This window comes from Mesorhizobium sp. M1A.F.Ca.IN.020.04.1.1, assembly GCF_003997315.1.
In the GTDB taxonomy this organism is placed as follows: Bacteria; Pseudomonadota; Alphaproteobacteria; order Rhizobiales; family Rhizobiaceae; genus Mesorhizobium.
Map to the genome: position 1 here is coordinate 1 of NZ_RZSN01000298.1, position 4,094 is coordinate 4,094.

The 4,094-nt window shown below is 63.6% G+C and carries 6 protein-coding genes; all 6 read left to right on the top strand.

What is annotated here, in order from left to right; all coding sequences use genetic code 11:
* Positions 1 to 384, top strand: a 384-nt coding sequence (locus EOA49_RS30770) for an SPOR domain-containing protein (RefSeq protein WP_164749343.1), incomplete at its 5' end; no start/stop codon positions are given.
* Positions 385 to 619: 235 nt separating this feature from the next.
* Positions 620 to 1,639 (top strand): beta-N-acetylhexosaminidase, encoded by a 1,020-nt coding sequence (nagZ, locus tag EOA49_RS30775; RefSeq protein WP_127241972.1) that lies wholly within the window; start codon positions 620 to 622, stop codon positions 1,637 to 1,639.
* A gap of 63 nt (positions 1,640 to 1,702) precedes the next feature.
* Positions 1,703 to 2,503 carry a ScpA family protein gene (locus tag EOA49_RS30780; RefSeq protein WP_127241973.1) on the top strand — a complete coding sequence of 267 codons (801 nt, stop codon included), beginning with the start codon at positions 1,703 to 1,705 and terminating at the stop codon, positions 2,501 to 2,503.
* A complete protein-coding gene (gene scpB / locus EOA49_RS30785) occupies positions 2,500 to 3,255 on the top strand; it encodes an SMC-Scp complex subunit ScpB (protein WP_127241971.1) in 756 nt (251 codons plus the stop codon). Before EOA49_RS30780 ends, scpB begins: the two co-directional genes overlap by 4 nt.
* Positions 3,256 to 3,434: 179 nt before the next feature.
* Complete coding sequence (locus EOA49_RS30790) at positions 3,435 to 3,653, top strand: twin-arginine translocase TatA/TatE family subunit (protein ID WP_066999984.1); 219 nt, start codon at positions 3,435 to 3,437, stop codon at positions 3,651 to 3,653.
* Between the two features lie 83 nt (positions 3,654 to 3,736).
* Positions 3,737 to 4,094: Sec-independent protein translocase protein TatB (gene tatB / locus EOA49_RS30795; protein WP_127243557.1), on the top strand; the 358-nt coding region annotated here is incomplete at its 3' end.

The window sequence follows — 4,094 nt, forward strand, 5'->3', positions numbered from 1 at the left end:
ACCGAAGCCAGGGTCCAGTCCGCCAACACGCCGGCGAAGGTGCCGGTGGCGCCGCCGCGTCCGTCCGATCAGCCGGTCGATATCGTCGGCGAGGTCAAGCCCGACCAGGTCGCCTCCATCGATCCGGCGGCGGCAGGCGGCGGCTCGTGGTCGATGCAGATCGCTTCGCAGCCGACGGTTGAAAGCGCCCAGTCCACCTACCAGGACCTGCAGCGCCGTTACGGAAGTGTGCTCGCCGGACGCACAGCCAACATCGTCAAGGCGCAGATCGCCGGCAAGGGCACTTTCTACCGAGTCCGGGTCCCGGCCCAGTCGCGCAACGACGCGATCAATCTGTGCACCAACTACAAGGCGGCCGGCGGCACCTGCTTCGTGTCGCGCTGATCATTTACCACCGTTCAGAGCCGGCGTCGCCGCGAGGCCGCGCCGGCTTTTTCGTTGTGGACGGCTGTCGTCATTCATGCGGCACCGGTCAGGGGTGATTCCCCTTTGGTTCGCAAAACCTTAGAGCGGTTCAGCGCCGGCAGAATCACCGAACCCGCATAACTCCTTGTTTTTACGGAATTCCGGACGCAAAACCGTTACACACTTTTCCTGGAATTGCTCTAAGCTTCGATCCATGACCGAATCAAAATCCATGATCCTCGGCTGCGCCGGGAAATCCCTCACTGAAGATGAAATCCGCTTCTACGGCGACGAACGTCCTTGGGGCTTCATCCTGTTCGCGCGCAATGTCGGCGAGACCGAGCAGATCCGCGACCTGGTCGCCTCGATGCGCGAGAGCGTCGGACGCCCGGATGCCCCGGTCTTCATCGACCAGGAGGGCGGCAGGGTGCAGCGCCTGCGACCGCCGCTGGCGCCGAACTATCCTGCAGGCGGAGCGCTCGGCGCGCTTTGGCGCGAGGATCGCGAGGCCGGCCGCCGTGCCGCGTGGCTGCTCGCGCGGCTTCACGCCTTCGATCTGCTGCGCCACGGCATCACCGCCGACTGCCTGCCGGTGCTCGACGTGCCCATTGCGGGCGCCAGCGATGTCATCGGCGCGCGCGCCTATGGTATGGAACCAAATGCCGTGATCGAGCTTGGCCGGGCTTCGGCCGAGGGCCTGATGTCGGGTGGCGTCCTGCCGGTCATGAAGCATATTCCCGGCCACGGCCGCGCCTTTGCCGATACGCATTTCGCGCTGCCGACGGTCGACACGCCCCTCGCCGAGTTGCGGCAACATGATTTCGCCCCGTTCAAGGCGCTCAACCACCTGCCGATGGCGATGACGGCACATGTCGTCTACAGCGCGATCGACCCGGACAATCCGGCGACGACCTCGGCCAAGGTCGTCAACGAGGTGATCCGTGGCGAGATCGGCTTCGACGGGCTCCTGATGAGCGACGACACCTCGATGAAGGCACTTTCTGGGGATTTCCCGACAAAGGCGGCCGCGATCCTTGCGGCGGGCTGCGATCTCGTCCTTCACTGCAACGGCGTTTTCGAGGAAATGGCGGGGATCGCGTCGCGTACGACGGTACTCGAAGGCAAGTCCTTGGCGAGAGCGGAGCGGGCGCTGGCCTATATAAAGGACCGCGACGTCGCGGACGAAAGCACCATACGCGCGGAATTCGCCACCTATTTCGACGCGGTGGCCTGAACCGAAGGGTAAGAGAGGCAAGTGGCGGAAACATTGGACAGCAAGGCGGCGAAGGCCGCACCGATGGACCGTCTGTGGGCCGAGAACGACGAGTCACGTCTGACCGGCGATCCGTCGCTGGTGGTCGATGTCGCCGGCTTCGAGGGCCCGCTCGATCTTCTGCTGCATCTGGCGCGCAACCAGAAGGTCGATCTCGCCCGCATCTCGATCCTGGCGCTTGCCGAGCAATATCTGGCTTTCATCGAGAAGGTGAGGGCGCTGAGATTGGAGCTCGCGGCCGACTATCTGGTCATGGCGGCATGGCTTGCCTTCCTCAAGTCGAAGCTGTTGATCCCGAAACAGCCGGGCGAAGAGGGCGAGAGCGGCGAGGAACTGGCGGCGGTGCTGCAATTCCGGCTGAAGCGGCTGGAGGCGATGCGTGATGCCGCTGCGCGGCTGGTCAACCGCAACCGGCTCGGCCGCGACGTCTTCGTGCGCGGCATGCCGGAAATGGTGATCGTCGAGAAGCGCAATGCCTATTCGGCCTCGCTCTACGATCTGCTGACCGCCTATGCGCAGCAGCGCCAGCGGCAGGCGATCAGCAACGTGACGATCGCCAGGCGCGCCGTATGGTCGCTGAAGGACGCACGCGACGTGCTGGCACGGCTGGTCGGAACAATTGGCGACTGGACGGCGCTCGACAGCTTCCTGATCCAGTATCTGGCTGCGCCGGAAGAAAGGCGCACGGCAGTCGCCAGTTCGTTCGCCGCGACACTCGAAATGGTGCGCGAGGGCAGGCTGGAAGTGCGGCAGGATCAGGTCTTCGCGCCGATCTATCTGCGCGGCCGTGCACAAGGGGTCAAGGCAGTCGAGGTGGCATCATGAGTGAACGCGCCAACGCTTCGGTCATCCCGTTCAAGGTCGAGGACGAACCGGAAGACGAGATGGCCGAACAGGGTTCTATCGAGAACCCCGCCGAGCGGCTGCAATTGTCGGAAGCCGTCCGCATGGCCGAGGCGATCATCTTCGCCAGTGCCGAGCCGGTTAGCGAAAGGCAACTGGCGGCGCGTTTGCCCGAGGGCGTGAACATCGCGGCGGCAATGGCCGATCTGCAGGAAATCTACGCCAAGCGCGGGGTCAACCTGGTGCGGGTCGGAGAAGCCTGGGCGTTCCGCACCGCCGGCGATCTGGCTTTCCTGATGAGCCGGGACTCGGTCCAGCAGAGAAAGCTCTCCCGCGCGGCGCTCGAAGTGCTGGCGATCATCGCCTATCATCAGCCGGTCACCCGCGCCGAGATCGAGGATATCAGGGGGGTCGAGACCTCGAAGGGCACGCTGGACACGCTGCTGGAGACGGAGTGGGTCAGGATGCGCGGCCGCCGCCGCACGCCCGGCCGTCCCGTGACCTACGGCACGACCGACGCTTTCCTCGATCACTTCGCGCTGGAGGAGATCCGCGACCTGCCCGGCATGGAAGAGCTGAAGGGCGCCGGATTGCTTTCGACGCGCATGCCGTCCAATTTCTCGATGCCTGTGCCGCCGGCCGATCCGGACGCGCTGGCCGAGGACGAGGATGCGCTGACCGATATCGACCTCGAGGAGCTCGGATTGCTCACGCCGCGCGTCACCGAAGAGTGAGTGCGAAACCGATACGAATGGTTTATTAGCAGGGGCTGCGCGGATTCGTAGCAAGGCGCTCACGCCGAAAGTGCGTGACATCCGCTAGCCATTTTACCAACTTCATTGCGGTTGTGTTTGAATCCCCGAGCGAAAACGCATAGATCATCGCCGAGGGAAAACATTCGAGAGAGATTGTTATGGGTTCACTATCGATATGGCACTGGCTGATCGTTCTGGTCATCGTGCTGCTCCTGTTCGGCCGCGGCAAGCTGCCGGAGCTGATGGGCGACATGGCCAAGGGCATCAAGAGCTTCAAGAAGGGCATGGCTGAGGACGATACCGACGACAAGCGGACCGTCGAGCACCGCGCCGACGAGACCGTATCGCCGGGCAAGGAAAAGGTCAGCAAGAGCTGAGTCCGGTTGTTGCTTTGAGCACGTCGTTGTCCCAGAACCCTTTCGTGTTTTTGGGCGACAGGCTCTCGTTGGAATAGATTGCCATGTTCGAAGTCGGCTGGAGCGAGCTGCTGGTGATCGCGGTCGTCATGATCGTGGTCGTCGGGCCGAAGGATTTGCCCAACATGCTGCGCACGTTTGGCCGCACCGCGGCCAAATTGCGCGCCATGGCGGGCGACTTCCAGAAGCAGTTCAACGATGCCCTGAAGGAAGCCGAGCTTGACGATGTCAAGGACTCGGTCGACAGCCTTCGTGGGCTCAGCCCGATGAACGAAATCCGCAAGCAGCTCAATCCGTTCGAGCAGGCGGCGGCCGCGCATCCTGACCCACTCCGTCTCCAGCAGCGTGTCCAGCGTGCCCTTCGAGGTCTCGACCCCCCTGATATCCTCGATCTCGGCGCGG

Coding starts and splice junctions, on each gene's coding strand:
- nagZ (WP_127241972.1), top strand. CDS start 620: ATGACCGAATCAAAATCCATGATCCTCGGCTGCGCCGGGAAATCCCTC.
- EOA49_RS30780 (WP_127241973.1), top strand. CDS start 1,703: ATGGACCGTCTGTGGGCCGAGAACGACGAGTCACGTCTGACCGGCGAT.
- scpB (WP_127241971.1), top strand. CDS start 2,500: ATGAGTGAACGCGCCAACGCTTCGGTCATCCCGTTCAAGGTCGAGGAC.
- EOA49_RS30790 (WP_066999984.1), top strand. CDS start 3,435: ATGGGTTCACTATCGATATGGCACTGGCTGATCGTTCTGGTCATCGTG.